At 60.2% G+C, this 19,124-nt stretch carries 17 protein-coding genes; all 17 read left to right on the top strand.

Annotation, left to right across the window (positions count from 1 at the left end; translation table 11 throughout):
• A partial coding sequence (locus AC1DQM_RS15465) for a calcium-binding protein (RefSeq protein WP_477746453.1) occupies positions 1-1,354 on the top strand: 1,354 nt, incomplete at its 5' end.
• 279 nt (positions 1,355-1,633) lie between these two features.
• On the top strand, positions 1,634-2,407 hold the full coding sequence (gene rfbF / locus AC1DQM_RS15460) for a glucose-1-phosphate cytidylyltransferase (protein WP_018925018.1): 774 nt from the start codon (positions 1,634-1,636) through the stop codon (positions 2,405-2,407).
• Positions 2,389-3,471: a CDP-glucose 4,6-dehydratase gene (gene rfbG / locus AC1DQM_RS15455; protein ID WP_026286325.1), complete on the top strand. Its 1,083-nt coding sequence runs from the start codon at positions 2,389-2,391 to the stop codon at positions 3,469-3,471. The genes rfbF and rfbG overlap by 19 nt, the downstream gene beginning before the upstream one ends.
• Positions 3,468-4,028 (top strand): dTDP-4-dehydrorhamnose 3,5-epimerase family protein, encoded by a 561-nt coding sequence (locus AC1DQM_RS15450; RefSeq protein ID WP_018925020.1) that lies wholly within the window; start codon positions 3,468-3,470, stop codon positions 4,026-4,028. Before rfbG ends, AC1DQM_RS15450 begins: the two co-directional genes overlap by 4 nt.
• A complete protein-coding gene (locus tag AC1DQM_RS15445; RefSeq protein WP_018925021.1) occupies positions 4,025-5,251 on the top strand; it encodes a class I SAM-dependent methyltransferase in 1,227 nt (408 codons plus the stop codon). Before AC1DQM_RS15450 ends, AC1DQM_RS15445 begins: the two co-directional genes overlap by 4 nt.
• Positions 5,248-6,369 carry a DegT/DnrJ/EryC1/StrS family aminotransferase gene (locus tag AC1DQM_RS15440; RefSeq protein WP_477746452.1) on the top strand — a complete coding sequence of 374 codons (1,122 nt, stop codon included), beginning with the start codon at positions 5,248-5,250 and terminating at the stop codon, positions 6,367-6,369. The genes AC1DQM_RS15445 and AC1DQM_RS15440 overlap by 4 nt, the downstream gene beginning before the upstream one ends.
• Positions 6,366-7,031, top strand: coding sequence for an acetyltransferase (locus tag AC1DQM_RS15435; protein WP_018925023.1), 666 nt, complete (start codon positions 6,366-6,368; stop codon positions 7,029-7,031). The genes AC1DQM_RS15440 and AC1DQM_RS15435 overlap by 4 nt, the downstream gene beginning before the upstream one ends.
• 30 nt (positions 7,032-7,061) lie before the next feature.
• Positions 7,062-7,790: a cephalosporin hydroxylase family protein gene (locus AC1DQM_RS15430; protein WP_477746451.1), complete on the top strand. Its 729-nt coding sequence runs from the start codon at positions 7,062-7,064 to the stop codon at positions 7,788-7,790.
• Positions 7,791-7,844: 54 nt separating this feature from the next.
• Entirely contained in the window at positions 7,845-10,778 is a 2,934-nt protein-coding gene (locus AC1DQM_RS15425; RefSeq protein WP_477746450.1) for a TIGR00180 family glycosyltransferase, read from the top strand.
• Between the two features lie 30 nt (positions 10,779-10,808).
• Positions 10,809-11,810, top strand: coding sequence for a UDP-N-acetylglucosamine 4,6-dehydratase (inverting) (pseB, locus tag AC1DQM_RS15420; protein ID WP_018925026.1), 1,002 nt, complete (start codon positions 10,809-10,811; stop codon positions 11,808-11,810).
• Entirely contained in the window at positions 11,807-12,970 is a 1,164-nt protein-coding gene (gene pseC / locus AC1DQM_RS15415; protein WP_428635594.1) for a UDP-4-amino-4,6-dideoxy-N-acetyl-beta-L-altrosamine transaminase, read from the top strand. Before pseB ends, pseC begins: the two co-directional genes overlap by 4 nt.
• Before the next feature lie 6 nt (positions 12,971-12,976).
• Positions 12,977-13,672 carry a pseudaminic acid cytidylyltransferase gene (pseF, locus tag AC1DQM_RS15410; RefSeq protein ID WP_477746449.1) on the top strand — a complete coding sequence of 232 codons (696 nt, stop codon included), beginning with the start codon at positions 12,977-12,979 and terminating at the stop codon, positions 13,670-13,672.
• Positions 13,669-15,171 carry a UDP-2,4-diacetamido-2,4,6-trideoxy-beta-L-altropyranose hydrolase gene (pseG, locus tag AC1DQM_RS15405; protein WP_477746448.1) on the top strand — a complete coding sequence of 501 codons (1,503 nt, stop codon included), beginning with the start codon at positions 13,669-13,671 and terminating at the stop codon, positions 15,169-15,171. Before pseF ends, pseG begins: the two co-directional genes overlap by 4 nt.
• Positions 15,168-16,220 carry a pseudaminic acid synthase gene (gene pseI / locus AC1DQM_RS15400; protein WP_064619507.1) on the top strand — a complete coding sequence of 351 codons (1,053 nt, stop codon included), beginning with the start codon at positions 15,168-15,170 and terminating at the stop codon, positions 16,218-16,220. The genes pseG and pseI overlap by 4 nt, the downstream gene beginning before the upstream one ends.
• A 229-nt stretch (positions 16,221-16,449) precedes the next feature.
• Positions 16,450-17,376, top strand: a complete 927-nt coding sequence (locus AC1DQM_RS15395; protein WP_018925031.1) for a ketoacyl-ACP synthase III — start codon at positions 16,450-16,452, stop codon at positions 17,374-17,376.
• Between the two features lie 82 nt (positions 17,377-17,458).
• The gene (locus AC1DQM_RS15390) at positions 17,459-18,751 is read left to right on the top strand and encodes a motility associated factor glycosyltransferase family protein (RefSeq protein WP_018925032.1); all 1,293 of its coding nucleotides are present in this window, start codon (positions 17,459-17,461) and stop codon (positions 18,749-18,751) included.
• Positions 18,748-19,014, top strand: a complete 267-nt coding sequence (locus AC1DQM_RS15385) for a hypothetical protein (RefSeq protein WP_018925033.1) — start codon at positions 18,748-18,750, stop codon at positions 19,012-19,014. Before AC1DQM_RS15390 ends, AC1DQM_RS15385 begins: the two co-directional genes overlap by 4 nt.
• Positions 19,015-19,124: the final 110 nt, after the last annotated feature.

Below are 19,124 nucleotides of genomic sequence, written 5' to 3'. Positions count from 1 at the left end.
GGCCGCTAACATCGAGCGCCTGACCTTCACCGGCAGTGGTGCGTACACCGGTTGGGGCAATGCCAGCGACAACATCATCACCGGCGGTTCGGGTGCCGACACGCTGTACGGTGGCGCGGGCGCCGACCAGTTCATCGGYGGTGCCGGTTATGACACGGCAGGCTATASCGACAGCACCGTGGCGATGAWCATCAACCTGAAGGCCGGTGTGTACTCCGGGATCGGGGCAGGCGATACCTTCACCGGCATCGAAGCGATCAAGGGGTCGAGCTACAACGACATTTTCTATGGCGGTACCACTGCCATGGGCCTGGACGGTGCCGTTGGGCAGGACCTGGTCAGTTACGAGCTTTCGGACTCTGCGGTGACCATCGACCTGACCACCAATGCCAACGCCGGAGATGCCGCGGGTGACACCTACACCAACATTGAGTTCTTCCAGGGCAGCAACTTTGATGACACGTTGTCGGGTTCGCGGTTCGGTGACGTCTTTATCGGTGGTGCAGGTGCGGATGTGATTGACGGCCGCGAGGGGCAGGACAGCGTCTTGTACATCACCAATACCACCGCTGTGGACATCAACTTGCAGACCAACGTCAACCAGGGCGGGGATGCCCAGGGCGATGTGCTGCGCAACATCGAGCGCGTAGTGGGCAGCCACTTCAATGACACCCTGACCGGTGATGCCAACGTCAACTACCTTGAAGGCGGGTTGGGTAATGACGTCGTCTACGGTGGCGACGGCAACGATTACCTCTACGGCGGGCTGGTGTCCCAGATCGGGCCATTCACCCTTGATGGTGTGATCAATGGGCCGCAGGCTGACACCTTGTATGGCGGCAATGGCAACGACACCATCGTCACCGCTGCCAGCGATGAGGGTAGCCGGGCCTATGGTGAAGCGGGGGGCGACGTCATCACGGTGACTCATGGCATGGCCGATGGTGGGGGCGGTGGCGACCTGCTGACCGGCACGGGCTTCGGTTTCTCGCTGTTTGGCGGTGCTGGAGATGACAATCTGGTGCTGCAAGCCAGCGGGTCGGCCTTTGGTGGCGAGGATGACGATACCTACAACGTCAACACCTCGGCATTGGTGACGATCCAGGATGACGGTACCAGCCGCTCCGACAAAATAGTGCTGTCGTACATCAGCAGTGCCGAGCTGCTGGTTGATCGTGTCGGTGATGACCTCTACCTGCACCGATCGAGTGTTAGTCCAGGACAGGTTCCGCAGGAAGGTGTACAGCTCAAGGACTGGTTCGCTGGCTCCGATACCATCGAGCAAATCCAGACGGCGGACGGACAGCTCTTCAACATGCCGGCCAATAGTGATGCGTTTGCCATGTTTGGCTGAGACCTGAATCAGGCGCCTTCTCTCCTGCAACGGGATGAAGGTGCCCGCTTTACACTTGGGGACGAACCCTGTCTGCATGATCCGGATTCGTCCCTTTTTTGTGCCTTCTATCTGGATTCATGAGCTGGCGCGTTTCCTGCAAGTCCTCCTCATATCGCCATAAAACGAGCGCTTGCGGCCGGTACGCCAGCGCCTGACACGGCAGAGCGTTTTAGCCAGACAGCCCGAAAAAGCTTGAAACAGCTTGGCCGAGCTCTGTGAAGAACAAGAGGGGAGACGATGAAGGCAGTAATTCTGGCGGGTGGCCTGGGCACGCGCATCAGCGAAGAATCGCACCTGAAGCCCAAGCCGATGATCGAGATCGGTGGCAAGCCAATTCTTTGGCACATCATGAAACAGTACTCCGCCCACGGGATTCATGACTTCGTGATCTGCCTTGGCTACAAGGGCTATGCGATCAAGGACTTCTTCGCCAACTACTTCCTGCACACCTCCGACGTCACCTTCGACATGTGCAACAACCGTATGGACGTTCACCAGAATTACAGTGAGCCGTGGCGCGTCACGCTGATCGACACCGGTGAGGAAACCATGACTGGTGGTCGTTTGCGACGGGCCGGCCGCTATCTGGAAAACGAAGAAGCGTTCTGCTTTACCTACGGCGACGGCGTGTCTGACTTGAACATCAGCGCCCTGGTGGATTTTCACCTTTCCCACGGCAAGCTTGCCACGGTCACGGCGGTCCAGCCGCCCGGTCGTTATGGCGCCCTGGAGCGCGAAGGTTATCTGGTTCGCGGTTTCACTGAAAAACCTCGTGGGGACGGTGGCTGGATCAATGGTGGTTTCTTTGTGCTGTCGCCTAAGGTGCTGCCGCTGATTACCGCGGATGAGACGGTTTGGGAGTCCGAACCTTTGACCGGCCTGGCCAGCGATGGCCAGCTTGCTGCTTTCCAGCACGACGGCTTTTGGCACCCGATGGACACTCTGCGCGACAAGAACCACCTCGAAGCGCTGTGGCAGAGCGGGGAGGCCCCATGGAAGCAATGGGCCTGAGTCCGGAGTTCTGGCGTGGCAAACGGGTGCTGCTGACCGGCCACACCGGTTTCAAGGGCAGCTGGTTGACGTTGTGGCTGCAAAGCCTCGGGGCCGAGGTCAGCGGGTTTTCGCTCGATCCGTCCACCGAGCCGAGCCTGTTCGAACTGGCGCGGGTACACGAGGGCATCAACGATCAGCGTGGTGATCTGCGTGATCTGGGCGCCTTGCTGGAACTGATCGTCGAAACCCAGCCGCAAATCGTCCTGCACCTGGCGGCCCAACCGCTGGTGCGCGAAGGCTATCGCGATCCGCTCGGCACCTATTCCAGTAACGTCATGGGCACGCTCAATCTGCTCGAAGCGATCCGCCAGGTCGGCGGCGTGCGTGCCTGTGTGTTAGTGACCACCGACAAGGTCTACGCCAACAAGGAATGGCTGTGGCCGTACCGCGAAGACGAAGCCCTGGGCGGTCACGATCCTTACAGCAGCAGCAAGGCTTGCTGCGAATTGTTGGCGCAGTCTTATGCCGCATCGTTTTTCCCGGCCGACAAGTACGCCGAGCATGGCTTGGCGTTGGCCACCGCCCGTGCTGGCAATGTGCTGGGCGGCGGTGACTTTGCGCCGGAACGCCTGATTCCCGATGTGCTCAAGGCCTGGTCGGCCGACCAGCCAGTGACCCTGCGCTACCCGCAGGCCGTGCGCCCATGGCAGCACGCTCTTGAGCCTTTGGCAGGTTACCTGCAATTGGCTGCCGGTCTCTACGAACAAGGCCCACAGTTTGCCGGCGCGTGGAACTTCGGTCCGAGCGAAGCGGACATGTGCAGCGTCGGCGAAGTGGTCGAGTTGCTTGCCAGCCGCTGGCCGCAAGCACGCGGATTGCGCATCGAGCCGAGTGATTTGCACGAAGCCGGCCTGTTGCGCCTGGACAGCAGTCGCGCCCGTCAACGGTTGGCCTGGCAACCGCGCTGGTCGTTGCAGCAGTGCCTGACCCAGACCCTCGATTGGCATCTGGCGTGGCAGAACGGTGATGACATGCGTGAAGTCACCCTGAACCAGTTGAACCTGTACCGAGGCGCGTTGTGAGCGAGTTTCTGTTGAAAGCCTTGCCGCTGGCCGGTCTGTTCAGCGTGCAGCACAAACGCTTCGAAGATGATCGTGGGCATTTCGCCCGGCTGTTTTGCGAAGGCAGCCTGAGCGCTTTCGGCCAGCCGTTTCATATCCGCCAGATCAACCACTCCTGCACCCGTGCGCGGGGCAGTGTGCGCGGTCTGCATTATCAAAATTCCAATGCGCCGGAAGCCAAGTTGATTACCTGCCTGCGCGGCGAAGTCTGGGATGTGGCGGTGGACTTGCGCCCCGATTCCGAAACCTTTCTGCACTGGCACGCCGAGCACCTGAAGGCCGGTGACGGTCGCAGCTTGCTGATCCCGTCCGGGTTCGCCCACGGCTTCCAGACGCTGACCGATGACGCCGAATTGCTCTACCTGCACAGCGCTGATTACACGCCTGCGTACGAGGGCGGGTTGTCGGTGAACGATCCACGGCTGGCGATTGCCTGGCCGTTGCCTGTCAATAATCTGTCGGCCAGGGATTCCAGCCATCCCTTGCTCGATGAACACTTCGCTGGAGTGCGTCTATGAACTGCCGTGGTTGCGGTACTCCTCTGGCCTTGCCGCTGATCGATCTCGGCACCTCGCCGCCATCCAACGCCTATGTGCACGCCGATCGCCTGGAACAAGCCGAGCAATGGGTGCCATTGAAGGTCGCGGTGTGTCAGCAGTGCTGGCTGGTGCAGACCGAGGATTACACCAGCGCCGACAGTCTGTTCGACGCCGAGTATGCGTATTTCAGTTCGTTCTCCAGCACCTGGCTGGCCCATGCCGAGCGCTATGTCGCCGAGATGGTCGAACGCTTCGGCCTGACTGCCGACAGTCGCGTGGTGGAAATCGCCGCCAACGACGGTTACCTGTTGCAGTACGTTGCCGGGCGCGGCATCCCCTGCCTGGGCGTTGAACCAACCCGCAGCACCGCGCAAGCGGCGCGGGAAAAAGGCCTGGAGATTCGCGAACTGTTCTTCGGTCGCGACACCGCCGCGCAGCTGAAAAGCGAAGGCTGGGCCGCCGACCTGATGGCCGCCAACAACGTGTTGGCGCATGTGCCGGACATTAATGATTTTCTCGGTGGGTTCTCCACCTTGCTCAAGCCGACCGGTGTGGCGACGTTCGAATTTCCGCAACTGCTGACGCTGATGGCCGGGCAGCAATTCGACACGCTGTATCACGAGCACTATTCCTACCTGTCCCTGACCGCCGTGCAGACCTTGTGCGAGCGCAATGGCCTGGAAGTGTTCGATGTCAGCCAGTTGTCGACCCATGGCGGTTCGTTGCGGGTGTTCGTCCAGCGGGCCGACGGTGTTCGCCGTGAGGTGCAGCCAGCCGTTCAACAGCAGTTGCAGGCCGAGCTGGCAGCGGGAGTGAAAACCCCCGAGTACTACGCGACCCTGGCGCCAGCGGCCGAGGGCATCAAGCACGAACTGCTGCGTTTCCTGCTGCAAGCCAAGGCCGACGGCAAGCGCGTGGTCGGTTATGGTGCGGCAGCCAAGGGCAACACCTTGCTCAACTACGCCGGGGTCAAACCGGACCTGTTGGCCTGGGTGGCCGATGCCAACCCGCACAAGCAGGGCAAGTACTTGCCGGGCAGTCGAATCCCGGTGGTTTCGCCCGACCGCATCGATCTTGAAAAACCCGACTACATCCTGGTTTTGCCCTGGAACCTGTTGACTGAGATCACCCAACAATTCGCCTCGGTCAAAGTGTGGGGCGCGCGGTTTGTTGTCGCCGTTCCGGAGTTGAGCATTCAATGAGCAGAATTCATTACACCAAGCCGAGCGTGGGCGAGTTGGAAGCCCGGTATGCCCTGGACGCCGTTCAGAACGGTTGGGGCGCACGTTGCTACGAATATCTGACGCGTTTCGAGCATGGTTTTGCCGAGCATCTTGGCGCCACCTACGCCATCGCGACCTCCAGCTGTACTGGCGCCTTGCACATGGGGATGGCGGCGTTGGACATTGGTGCTGGCGATGAGGTGATCCTGGGCAACACTAACTGGATCGCGTCGGCGGCGCCCATTACCTACCTGGGTGCCACGCCGGTATTCGTCGATGTTCTGGCGGATAGCTGGTGCCTGGACCCGGAGCAGGTCAGGCGTGCAATTACCCCGCGAACCAAAGCCATTCTCGCAGTGCACCTCTACGGTAACCTGTGTGATATGGACGCCTTGCTGGCGATCGGTCGGGAACACAATATTCCGGTGATCGAAGACGCCGCTGAGGCCATCGGCTCGCAATGGCGTGGTCGGTCGGCCGGTTCTCTAGGCGCATTCGGTGCGTTCTCGTTTCATGGCACCAAGACCATGACCACCGGCGAGGGCGGGATTTTCGTCACCTCGGACAAAGCCTTGTACGAGCGCGTCCTGACCTTATCCAACCATGGCCGGGTCGCTGGCAGCACCAAACAGTTCTGGCCGGAGTTCATCGGCTTCAAATACAAGATGAGCAACCTGCAGGCCGCCGTCGGTTGCGCTCAGGTCGAGCGTATCGATGAGCTGATCAGTCGCAAGCGTGAGATTTTCGCCAATTACGCCCGCGCCCTGACATTACTGCCGGGTGTTTCCCTGAACCCTGAGCCTGAGCACTCGCGTAACGGCTACTGGATGCCGACAGTGGTGTTCGATGCGGAGACCGGGATTCGCCGGGATGAGTTGATCGCCGCTTTCCAGGCTGCCGATATCGATGCCAGGGTGTTCTTCTGGCCGTTGTCGTCGTTGCCGATGTTCAGCGAACACTCTGTCGACACACCGGTGGCTTTCGCCTTGCCGGAGCGCGCATTCAACCTGCCGAGTTATCACGATATGACCGACGCCGATCAGCAACGAGTGGTGGATGTCGTGCGTGCCCTGCTCGCAAAAAGGCAGCTGTCGTGAAGATTTATTTGCTGGGCGCGGCCAACCCCGAAGCGGTGCGCATGCTTCACGCGGTGAAGCGCAGCACCCCCAACGTCGAATTCGCCTTTCTGGATAACGACCCGAGTAAGCAGGGCACGCTGTTTTATGGGGTACCGGTGATCGGCGGCTCGGATCGGGTGAGCGAACTCAAAGGGCCTCAGGCGCGCTTCGTGAACCTGATCACCGGCAGTACCCGGCTGCGCTACGAGACCACCCGCCAACTGGTCGAGGCCGGCGCCACCCTGGGCCAATTCGTTCACCCGGGTATCGACCTGACCATGATTCGCATGGGGCAGGGCAGTTATCTACAGGAAGGCGTGCTCATGCAGGCCGAAGTAACGCTGGGCGACAACACCAGTATCAGTGCCGGCAGCGTGGTGGGGCATGAAGGACGGATCGGCCACTCGGTTTTCATGGCACCTGGGGTGTGTATCGCCGGTTGCGTGGAAATCGGCGACGGGACATTTATCGGTACCAACGCCACCATCCTGCCGCGCCTGCGCATCGGTCGCTGGGTCACCATCGGCGCCGGCGCCGTTGTCACCAAAGATGTTCCGGATTATTCGGTCGTGGCGGGCAATCCCGCCAGGATCATCAAGACCAACGCGGTGCCTTACCCCGACGGTAAGGTATTCAAGTAAGCCGTTTCCCTTTTTTTTTGGAGAGTTGCGATGAATCCCCATGAGCAGTTTCGTGAAGAAGTAAAAGGCAACATCGAAGGTTTGAAGAAAGACAAAGCGCTGCAGGCCGAGTCCCTGGACTGGGTCGGCACCACGGCCAAACACAAGTACACCTACAACTTCAGCTGGATGGGCCGCCCGATCATTCAGTTCCCCCAGGACATGGTGGCCATGCAGGAAATCATCTGGAACTTGCGCCCGGATGTGATCGTGGAAACCGGGATCGCCCACGGCGGGTCGTTGGTGTTTTACGCCTCGATGCTGGAGCTGATCGGCCATGGTGAAGTACTGGGTGTCGACATCGATATTCGCCAGCACAACCGCGAAGCGATCGAAGCCCATCCGATGAGCAAACGAATCCAGATGATTCAGGGTTCGAGCATCGACACCGGGATCGTCGATCAGGTGCGCGAGCGCATTCAGGGCAAGAAAGTGCTGGTGGTGCTGGACTCCAATCACACCCATCAACACGTGCTGGAAGAGTTGCGCCTGTATGCACCGATGGTCTCGGTCGGCAGCTACTGCGTGGTCATGGACACGGTCGTCGAAGACATGCCGGAAGACGCCTTTCCGGACCGTCCATGGGGCAAGGGTGATAACCCTAAAACCGCCGTTTGGGCGTACCTGGAAGAAAACCGGGATTTCGAGATCGATCAGGCGATTCACAGCAAACTGCTGATCACCGTCGCGCCGGATGGCTACCTGCGCCGGGTGCGTTAAACGACAACTTCATTCAAGTGTTCATCAGGCAATAGGTCTGTGGCGGGGAAGGATATGCAAGGCATTTACGGTTCTGAAAACACGTTGCCCCTGAGTGAGCTGTTCACTCTGGTGCTGATTACGCACAATCGTCCGGCGTTTTTGCGCAGGGCGTTGCAGTTCTACAGCACGCTGCCTTGCAGGATCCTGGTCCTTGATTCGTCAGCCGTTGCTCTGGATGGCGCGGCGACGGTTGCAGACACCATCGACTATCGGCATTTGCCGCAGTTCGGCTATTGGGGCATCCAGGCCAAGCTGGTATACGGTGTCGAACAGGTCACCACGCCGTACATGGTGTTCGCCTCCGACGATGATTTCCTGTTGCACGGTGCTCTCACCGAATCGGTGAACTTCCTCGAAGCCAACCCCGACTACGGTTTGTGCCACGGCTATTGCCTGATGTACCTGACCCACGCCAATTATGTGCAGTACTACCGTCGCGACAAGAAGGTGCAGGAGGATTACAACGCCGAACAAGGCCAGGACCGTGTACTCGATTACATGGGGCAGTACATTCCGCCGTTCTATGCCGTGCATCGGACCTCGTTGTTGCGTGACTGGTACGAAGCGATGCCGGAAGGCACGATCTTCCAGTGGCAGGAAATCGGCCACGTGTACTACATGCTGGCACGGGCCAAGGCGCGAATTCTCCCGGCACCCTATGTGGTACGTGAAGTCAATTACGGGCGTTCGGATCACAACACCGAAATCATGACGACCTTGAGTTTCAAGGACGCCCGCTCTGTCGCCGAGCGCGAGCGCTTTGCCGGGTTCCTGTCATCGCTGCCGACGGGTATCACCGGTCTCGACCAACAGCAGACCGCCCAGTTGGCCCTGCAAAGCTTCGCCGCTTTGGCCGACAGCCTGACTGCCCGCAACGCGCTGACCATCGAACCGATATTCGAGTCTTACTGGACCGATCCGACGGTCGGCCCGAAGCGTGTCTTCGGCCCGGAGCAATACGTCGAGATGCCGTTCTACAACAGCGCCTTCTTCGAGCAACTGGCGGAGTGCGAGTTTCTGCTCCATGCAATGCCGGCCGGCCGTTTGCAACTTGAGGAAATGGAAGGGACATTGCTCAAGCAGCAGACACTGCAGCGTACTTACTCCAATGACAGTCCGGCGACGATCCAGACGCGCCTGCTTCAAGCCGTGGAACTCGGCGCCTTCAACCGTCGAGTCGTGCAAAAGCTCGCTCAGCAACTGGTGGACATGGGGGAAACGGCTGATGCCCAAGTGTTGGCCGATTGGGTGCAGCGCCTGGACAGTGTGCCGACCCACGATAGTCGTCAGTTGCTCGACACGATGCCGTCGGGACGTCTGCTCAACTGGTTGCAGGCACGGGAGCCAAATGAGACTGCGGTGAGGAAAATCAACCAGTATCTGGCAGCCAATGACGGTGGACCCCAGTTCGGCATTTTGTTGCTGGACCTGGACGCAGACATGGACAAGCTTCAGGCCAGCTTCGATAGTCTGATGGAGAGCGCGTTCCGGGCCTTCAAAGTGGTGGTCTTCACCACCGGCGATCTGCCGGCAGTCACCACCGAACAAAACACCCTGCATTTCGTCAAGGTCACCACCAGCAACTATGTCGATAAGCTGAACCAGATTGCTCGCCAGTCGACCTCGGACTGGTTGCTGCTGGCCGAGGCGGGCGACGAGTTCACCGCGGCGGGTCTGTTGCGTGCCAGCCTGGAGTTGCAGAACGCCGAGGGTTGCCGTGCGGTGGCGGTGGACGAGATTCATCGTCAGGCCAATGGCACGCTGGTCGATGTCTTCCGTCCCGCCTTCAACCTCGATTTGTTGCAGAGCCTGCCGGCGCTGACTGCGCGGCATTGGCTGATCCGGCGTGAGGTGTTGGTGGAGGTCGGCGGTTTTGCTCGTGAGTTCACTTCGGCGCTCGAGTTCGACCTGTTGCTGCGCCTGATCGAAGCCGGCGGCCTGGCCGGGCTCGCGCATCTGGCAGAGCCTTTGCTGATCACCCAGGCACCGCTGCCGGGGCCTATTGAACACGAACGCCAGACTCTGGTTCGTCATCTGGCGACCCGCGGATATCAGGCCCAGGTCAGTGCCGAAGCGTCGGGAGGCTACCGTATCGACTACCGTCACGCCGATCGTCCGAAGGTTTCGATCATCGTTCACAGCCAGGACAACCTGGAGTGTTTGCAGCGCTGCCTGGTCAGCGTGTTGCAACGCACGCGCTATCAGAACAATGAGATCGTGATCGTCGACAATCACAGCCAGTCCGCCGAACTGCTCGCCTGGCTGGAAAGCCTGGAGCAGAACGGTCGTGGCCGGGTTCGTCTGGTCAGGGCAGAGCAGCGTCTGAGCACTTCGGCACTACTTAACCTGGCTGTAGAACAGGCTCAGGGCGAATACCTGGTGCTGCTGGCGGCGGACGCCGAGGTCGTTAACGCCAACTGGATCGAGGCACTGCTTAACCAGGCGCAGCGTCCTGAGGTAGGAGTGGTCGGGGCCAAACTGGTGGATGCCAATGGCAATGTGACGGGGGCCGGTTTGATTCTGGGCCTCAATGGCGGGGTCGCTTCACCTTTCGCAGGCGAGAAAAAAGATGCCCAGGGCTACATGCGTCGCTTGGTCGTCGAACAGAACTATCAGGCTGTCTCTGGTGCTTGTCTGATGATTCGCAAGCAAGTGTTTGATGACGTCGGTGGATTGGACCAAGAGCATTTCGACGAGGCTTACGCCGATGTCGATCTGTGCCTGAAAGTTGCCGACGCAGGTTTGCTGACGGTCTGGACACCACAAGTGCAGATTACGCACCCCGGGACTTTGCCGGACAATCCGCAGGCGGCAGCTGCCCTGCGTGACAAGTGGCCCGCCCGTTTCGAGCAGGACTCAGCCTACAACCAGAACCTGGCCTTGACTGGCAAGGGCTTTACCCTCGGCGAACCGACCAGCATTGACTGGGCGCAGTTGCTCGCATAAGCCTGGCTGACAGGTAAAAGGACTCAAGGCATGTTCAACGGTAAATCGATTTTCATCTCTGGCGGCACCGGTTCGTTCGGGCGCAACTTCATCCGCCGCTTGCTGGAGCAATACCAGCCCAAGCGGGTGGTGGTGTTTTCCCGCGATGAGCTCAAGCAGTACGAGATGCAGCAGACGTTCAACGCGCCGTGCATGCGTTACTTCATCGGTGATGTGCGCGACGCCGACCGTTTGCGTCAGGCCATGCGCGGTATCGATTACGTGGTGCACGCCGCGGCGCTGAAGCAAGTACCGGCGGCGGAATACAACCCCACCGAATGCATCCGCACCAACGTCAACGGCGCGGAAAACATCATCGCCGCGGCCATCGACAACGGCGTGAAAAAAGTTGTCGCGCTGTCCACCGACAAGGCTGCCAGCCCGATCAACTTGTACGGCGCGACCAAGCTGCTGTCGGACAAATTGTTCGTGGCTGCCAACAACATTGCCGGCGAGCAACAAACCCGGTTTGCCGTGGTGCGCTATGGCAACGTCGCTGGTTCACGGGGTTCGGTGGTGCCGTTCTTCAGCAAACTGATCGCCGAGGGCGCCAAAGAGCTGCCGATCACCGATGAGCGCATGACGCGGTTCTGGATCACCCTCGATCACGGCGTGAAGTTTGTGCTCGACAGCTTCGCCCGCATGCACGGTGGTGAAGTGTTTGTACCGAAGATCCCGTCGATTCGCATCGTCGATCTGGCGCAGGGCATGGCTGAACATTTGCCGCACAAACACGTCGGCATTCGTCCGGGGGAAAAACTCCATGAGCTGATGGTACCGCTGGACGACGCGCGCATGACCCTGGAGTTCGACGATCACTACACCATTCAGCCGTCGATCCGTTTCACCAGCGTCGACGTGGATTTTGCCATCGACAAACTGGGCGAGCAGGGCCGGCCGGTGGGCGAAGACTTCGAGTACCGTTCCGATACCAACCCGTACTTCTTGTCCGTCGGCCAGATCGCCGACCTGCACGCGGAACTGTCGGCATGATTCCCTACGGTCGGCAAAGCCTCGATCAGGCGGATATCGATGCGGTGGTCGCCGTGTTGCAGTCCGACTGGCTGACCCAAGGGCCGACCATCGAGCGTTTCGAACAGGCGATGGCCGAGCGTTGCCAGGCCGATTACGCGGTGGCGGTGTGCAATGCCACGGCGGCGTTGCACATTGCCTGCCTAGCGGCGGGCCTGGGGCCGGGCGATCGGTTGTGGACCACGCCGAACACCTTTCTGGCCTCGGCCAACTGCGGTCGCTACTGCGGCGCCGACGTCGATTTTGTCGACATCGACCCGCTGACCTGGAACCTCGACGCCTACACCTTAGCGTCGAAGCTTGAAATCGCCGAGCGCGACGGCAAGCTGCCGAAAGTGTTGGTGGCGGTAGCGTTCTCCGGGCAGAGCTGCGATATGCGCATGATCGCCGAACTGGCCGAGCGTTACGGTTTCACGGTGATCGAGGATGCCTCCCACGCGGTCGGCGCGTCCTATGCCGGGCGCCCGGTGGGTTGCGGTGAATTCGCGGCAATGACCGTGTTCAGTTTCCACCCGGTGAAGATCATCACCAGTGCCGAAGGCGGCATGGTGCTGACCAATCGCCCGGAACTGGCCGAGCGCTTGCAACGCCTGCGCAGCCACGGCATGACCCGTGACCCCGAACAGATGACCGAACCCAGCCACGGCCCCTGGTACTACCAGCAAGTGGAGCTGGGCTTCAATTACCGGATCACCGACCTGCAAGCGGCCCTCGGTCTGTCACAGCTGAACAAGCTCGATGGCTTTATTGAGCGTCGACGCGAACTGGCGGCGCGTTACGACCGGTTGCTGGCGTACTTGCCGCTGACCTTGCCCAGCACGCAGCCTGAAGCCGAATCGGCGTGGCATCTGTACGTGGTGCGCTTGCAGACGGAGCGGATCAACCTCAGTCATCGACAGGTGTTCGAAGGCTTGCGAGCGGCCGGTGTCGGGGTGAATCTGCACTATATTCCCGTGCACTTGCAGCCGTACTATCGCGACCTGGGTTTTGCCGAGGGTGATTTCCCCCAGGCCGAACGTTATTACGCCGAGGCCATCAGCCTGCCGCTGTTTCCTCTGCTGAGCGATGAACAACAGGACTATGTGGTCGAGCAATTGCGACGACTGATCCTTGAGGAGTAGTGACTCTTGAGCTGTGTTGCGATCATTCCGGCCCGTGGTGGCAGCAAGCGAATCCCGCGCAAGAACCTCAAGCCGTTCGACGGCGTGCCGATGATCGTCCGTTCGATTCGCACCGCGTTGGAGTCGCGCCTGTTCGACCAGGTGATCGTCAGTACCGACGATGAGGAAATCGCCGAAGTCGCACGAGCCAATGGCGCTCAGGTGCCGTTCATGCGGCCAGGGGCACTGGCTGACGATTTCACCGGGACTGCGGCAGTGATTGTGCATGCCTTGAATCAATTGCCACCGTTCGACCATGCCTGCTGCATCTATGCGACGGCGCCGTTGTTGCAAGCGCGTTATCTGCGTCAGGGGCATGAGTTGCTGGTGCAGCACCCGGACAAGTCTTTCGCGTTTTCAGTCACCGGTTTTGGTTTTCCGGTGCAGCGGGCCTTGACCCTCGACGCGCAGGGCGCCCTGACCTCGCTCTATCCGGAGTTTCGTGACACCCGCTCCCAGGACTTGCCCGAAGCCTTTCAAGACGCCGGCCAGTTCTACTGGGGACGCAGCGAGGCCTGGTTGCGTGGTGATGCACTGTTCTCGCCAGCGAGCCTGCCGGTGATTCTGCCGCGCTACCTGGTACAGGACATCGACACCCTTGAAGACTGGAAACGCGCCGAATACCTTTACGCCGCATTGAAGGCTGGTGGTGAGTTGCAATGAGGATACTGATCCGCGCTGACGCGTCGCCAACCATTGGCAGCGGCCATATCGCCCGCTGCCTGACCCTGGCCAGGGTGTTGCGCAAGCAGGGCACGCACGTTGCCTTCGCCTGTCGCCTGCTGCCGGGGCATCGACTGGACAGCCTGGCCAGCGAGGGCTTCGAGACCTTCGCGCTGCCGGCACGCTACCCCGATGAAGATCCGCAGCAGGCCATCGAATCGATGCTGCCCTGGCAGGCGGACATCGCCGCGCTGGCGCAAGCCCTGGAAAGCCATCCGGCTTTCGACTGGATCATCGTCGACCACTATGGCCTCGATCATCACTGGCAGACTGCGGCCCGTCGCTGGGCATCACGGATCGCCGCGGTGGATGACCTGGCCACTCGGCAGTACCGCGTCGATCTGCTGCTCAATCAAAATCTGTCGGGCACCCCAGAGGCTTATGCCTCGCTGCTGACGCCCGACTGCCAGACCTTGCTCGGTCCACGTTTTGCGATGTTGCGCGATGAGTTCTGCTGCCCGGCGGTCGAGATCAAGCCTCGGGCCAGGCGAGTATTGGTGAACTTCGGCGGCTTCGATGCGGCCATGCAGACCCACCACGCGATGTTGGCGCTGGCGGACCTTCATGAGCTGGAGGTCGATTTCGTGGCGGGGGCCGACAACCCGGCCTGGGAGCAGATGCAGGCGCTGGCGGCGTATCGTCCGAACTGGCGCCTGCACAGTTTTGTCAGCGATTTTTATCGGCTGATGACCGAGGCCGACCTGTTTATCGGTGCCGGTGGCGGCACCAGTTGGGAGCGGGCGGCCATGGGGCTGCCGACGATTTGCATTGCGGTCTCGAATAATCAGCAGGCCAACGGTGAGGTGATGGCAACCTCGGGGGCTCATGTGTTCCTGGGCAACCGCGAGCATGTCAGCGTCGAACAATTGCGTCAGGCCATTGGTTTTGTCGTAGGCAATCAAGGTTTTCGTCAAAGTATGGCCGAACGCTCACGGCAGTTGGTCGATGGCCGTGGCGCGCAGCGGGTGGCGGCAGCACTGGCGGGAGCGGTACTGCAGGTGCGTCGAGCCGATCCGGACGATGCGCAATTGTTGTTCGAGGGACGTAATGCCGAGGCGGTACGGCGCTGGTCGCTGGACACCCACGCCATCGATTGGCAGCGGCATCAGGTCTGGTTGGCCGCGAGCCTGAACAACCCTCAGCGACTGCTGTTGATTGCCGAGGCGGATGACGGCCCGGTCGGTATGCTGCGCTATGACCTTGACGGTACTCGGGCCGAAGTCTCGATCTATCTGTTCGAAGGCCGATTCGGCCTGGGCTGGGGCAGGGCGCTGCTGGCGCGGGGCGAAGCGTTCGTCACGGTGCATTGGCCACAACTTGAGGCCATCACCGCTCAGGTGCTGCCGGCCAATCAGCCATCGCTGAAGGTTTTCCGCGAGGGTGGTTTTACTCAGAGTGCTTGCGCGTTCACGCGCGTGTTGAAGGATCCAGAACAATGACCAGTTTCAAGATCGGTAATCGCTCGATCGGTGCCGATGCGCCACCGTTCATCATTGCCGAGATGAGCGGCAACCATAACCAGTCGCTGGACATGGCGATAAAAATCGTCGAAGCCGCAGCCAAGGCCGGCGCCCATGCCTTGAAGCTGCAAACCTACACCGCCGAGACCATGACTCTGGACTTGTCCGAAGGCGAGTTCTTCATCAAGGACCCCAACAGCTTGTGGGCCGGTTCTTCGCTGTATGCGCTGTACGAAAAGGCCCACACGCCGTGGGAATGGCACGCGCCGATTTTCGCCCGGGCCAAAGAGCTGGGCATGCTGGCGTTCTCCACACCGTTCGATGACACCGCGGTGGACTTCCTTGAAAGCCTCGATGTGCCGGCCTACAAGATCGCCAGCTTCGAGAACACTGATCTGCCGTTGATTCGTCGGGTTGCGGCCACCGGCAAGCCGCTGATCATTTCCACCGGCATGGCCAGCATCGCCGAGCTCGATGAAACCGTGCGTGCCGCCCGTGAGGCCGGTTGCAAGGATCTGGTGTTGCTCAAGTGCACCAGCACTTACCCGGCGACGCCCGCCAACAGCAACGTGCGCACGATTCCTCATCTGCGTGAGTTGTTTGGCTGTGAAGTCGGTTTGTCCGACCATTCGATGGGTGTCGGGGTGTCTGTCGCCGCCGTAGCGCTGGGGGCGACGGTGGTGGAAAAACACTTCACCCTCGACCGTGCCGCCGGAGGCGTGGATGCCAGTTTCTCCCTGGAACCGGCCGAACTCGCCAGCCTGGTGGTCGAAACCGAGCGCGCCTGGCAGGCCATGGGCCAGGTGCATTACGGCGTGACTGACGCCGAGCGCAAGTCCCTGGTGTACCGCCGGTCGCTGTATGTCACCCAGGACATGATCGCCGGTGAGCCTTTTACCGCCGCCAATCTGCGGGCCATCCGTCCGGGCCTGGGGCTGGCCCCGAAACACGCTGAAACCCTTCTGGGCCGCCGTGCCCGCCAGGCCATCAAGCGCGGAACGCCGCTGGACTGGTCGCTGGTCGAATAACCGCTTGTGGGGCTGATTCGGCAAAATAGCGTGACCTGCGAGTCATTACGCGCATCTTCACTGTATTGTATAAATAGGGAAGAGGGCGCCTGGCCTGCTTTTGGCTCAGTGATGGCCTTTTACTCTTCCCGCTGTCACCTCGTTGAGGGCGACGTTATTCGTTGTTTGTCGGCGCCCCTCGATTCCTTGCGAGCGGTGGTATTGGGCTGTTTATTATTGGGAAGCCGTAATGATTGGCATAAAGAGCATTGCGAGCTACGTTCCTGTAGCCGGCGTGGACAATTACGCACAAGGTGCAAAATTCGAGAAGGATGAAGAGTTCATCCTGGGCAAGATCGGTTCGGCCTTCCTGCCGCGCAAAGACGCCGGGCAAGAAACTTCGGACTTGTGTGTCGAAGCAGTCAACGCACTGTTCGCCAACAACCCTGAATTGAAGCGTGAAGCCATCGACGTGCTGATCGTCGTGACCCAGAACGGCGACGAAGAAGGCCTGCCGCACACCGCCGCCATCGTTCAGGACAAGCTGGGCCTGCCGACGACCGTGGCCGCGTTCGATATCTCCCTGGGCTGCTCCGGTTACGTCTACGGCATCTACGCCATCAAGGGCTTCATGGAAGCCGCAGGCCTGAAGAATGGCTTGCTGGTGACCGCCGATCCGTATTCGAAGATCGTCGATCCGGAAGACCGCAACACCACCATGTTGTTCGGCGATGCCGCCACCGCCACCTGGATGGGCGAAGACGCTCCATGGCAGTTGGGCAAGGCCAAGTTCGGCACCGACGGTTCCGGTGCGCCGCACCTGAAGGTCACCGATGGCGTGTTCTTCATGAATGGCCGTCAGGTCTTCAACTTCGCGCTGCTCAAAGTCCCTGCGCATTTGCACGAGCTGCTGGGCGACTCGGGCCTGACGGCCGACGATATCGATGCTTTCTGCATTCACCAGGGCAGCGCGGCGATTGTCGATGCCGTGGCGCGACGCTTCGAGGGCGAGCCCGAGAAGTTCCTCAAGGACATGGTCGAGACCGGTAACACCGTGTCGTCGAGCATTCCATTGCTGCTGGAAAAGCACGTGCTCGACTCCAAGTGGAAGCGTGTGGCACTCAGCGGTTTTGGTGTTGGTTTGTCCTGGGGTTCGGCGATCATCTATCGCCCTTGATCTTCTAAAAGCCGGACACAAAAAAAGCGCTCAAGGTGTAACCTTGAGCGCTATTTTTTTGCCCGAATCACAGCGAGGCGCCATGAGCGAGTTTTTTCAACCCAACGCCGAAATCATCCAGCGTCGCTGGCCGGCCGTGGCTGAGCGTCTGCTGTCTGAAGATCCGGGCCCGTTGCAGGCCGATCTGGTGGAAGGGCTCGGCTCGACCCTGAGCATCAACGGCATTCAGCTGACCAGTCGCCATGACCGTACCCGCGAAGCGCAGCTTCAAGCCGCAAGCCTGCCGGTCGACAGTCCGGTGTTGCACGTTTATGGCACAGGGCTGGGTGATCTGCAGCTGGAGCTGCTGCAGCGTTCGGGGCTGATTCAGTTACACGTACATATCCTTAACGGCGCAGTGTTTGCGCTGGTGTTGCAATTACTCGATCAGCAGCCGTGGCTCAGCGATTCGCGGGTCGAGCTGCACTACGCCGGTGATTTGGCTGAGATTTGTTTGCCGTTCTTTGCCCTGCCTTCGGAGCTGGTGCTGGCCGATGACTTCAACGCGAAGATTCGCGACCGCTTGGTCAGCGAAACCCATCTGACGTTCAACAACTGTGAGTTTGATCCGGACAATCCGGAAATCGCCGCGCGCTTGCTGGAAAGTGTCGAACAGATCCGCGTCGATAGCGACGCCGCACAATTGTTCGCCACACACGCTGGCCAGCCGATGTTCGTCATCGCCACCGGGCCGAGCCTGGAACAGCATTTCGTAACCTTGCGATCAATTCGCGGCCAGACCCAGCGACCGCTGTTCGTTTGTGTCGATACCGCTTACCGGCCGCTCATCGAGAACGGTATCAAACCGGATGTCGTCGTCACGATCGACCAGCGTATCTCGCAGCGCCATCTGCCGCCCGAGGACAGCGCAGACATTACGCTGGTCTACATGCCGCTGGTGGCTCCTGCGGTCTTGCAGGCCTGGCAAGGCAAACGCTATGTCGCCTACTCGGCAAGCCCGGTCTTTCGCGATCTGCGCAAGCAGCTCCCACGGGCAGGGTTGTTTGCAGGCGGCAGCGTGATTCATCCGGCGGTGGACCTGGCGGTGAAAATGGGTGCCAGTCAGATCACGCTGTTCGGGGCGGACTTCGCGTTCCCCAACAACAAAACCCATGCCGGTTGGGATGACGGCGACCTTGGCCCGCAATTGGTCGCGGCTCGTCATTGGGTGTTGGATGGGCATGGGCAGCGGGTCAAGACCCAGCTCAATTTCCGTAGTTACCTGTGTGAGCTGGAGCGCTATATCGCTGCGCATCCACACGTCGTCTTCTACAACAGCAGTCGAGCTGGGGCCATGATTGTCGGCACGACATTTCATCCGGAGTTCAGTCGATGAGCGAAGAGCTACTCGTTGATCAGGTCCGGCAATGTTCAGCGTTGTTTCGTCTGGGAAGGGATGTCGAGGCGGCGCTGGTCATGGTCGAGGTAGCGGAGCAGGTGCAGTCGCGGGTCGGCGGAGCAGACAGCCAGATCGCGGCCCGGTGGATGGCATTGCTGACAGGTATGCTGGATAGCCAGGAGCGACAGGACTGGCTGGCGCTCGCGGATTACCTTGAATACGAACTGGTTGATTTACTGATGGCTGTCAATTCCGCGTAATGCCGTGGCAGGTCAACGCAAGCGGGGCATAAGGAAGGGTTGTGGCAGTTCTCTGGCGTCATTTTTTGGTGGCTGGATCGTCGCTATGGCTTGGTTTTACAGGGGGTGGC

Source organism: Pseudomonas sp. 01L34 (genome assembly GCF_056400265.1).
Note: the sequence above shows the minus strand (reverse complement) of the source record. Positions and strands in the feature narration are given on the sequence as shown.